Here is a 337-nt window from a genome sequence, read left to right on the forward strand (position 1 = left end):
TCGTCAGTTTAAGCGCTATTTTTTCCGCTCTTATCTCCTTTTCAGATCAACTTAAGTCTTCTTTTTAAAGGTAAGCAATTGATCAAGCGGTGATAATGGCTGTACTGCTGCCAAAATAGCTTTTGCCTTTTTTGCATCATCATGCATTTGGGCAATTAAAGGCACCAGTCCATCAAATTTTTCTTGTCCTCGTAAAAACTGTAAAAAAAGAGACGGTAAGCGCACGATTCCATAAACTTATGAAAACACAAAAGAGAGACAATGCTGAAATCAGATCTCCAAACATTTGTCTCCCCTCTAAACAACGAAAACCTCTTATATTCCACGATGTTCTCTA

At 37.4% G+C, this 337-nt stretch carries 1 protein-coding gene; it reads right to left on the reverse strand.

What is annotated here, in order from left to right; translation table 11 throughout:
- Positions 1-51: 51 nt before the first annotated feature.
- The gene (locus tag BN200_RS09065; RefSeq protein WP_019222125.1) at positions 52-225 is read right to left on the reverse strand and encodes a riboflavin kinase; all 174 of its coding nucleotides are present in this window, start codon (positions 223-225) and stop codon (positions 52-54) included.
- Positions 226-337 lie beyond the last annotated feature (112 nt).

The sequence above is a fragment of the Bartonella senegalensis OS02 genome, from assembly GCF_000312545.1.
Classification (GTDB): domain Bacteria; phylum Pseudomonadota; class Alphaproteobacteria; order Rhizobiales; family Rhizobiaceae; genus Bartonella; species Bartonella senegalensis.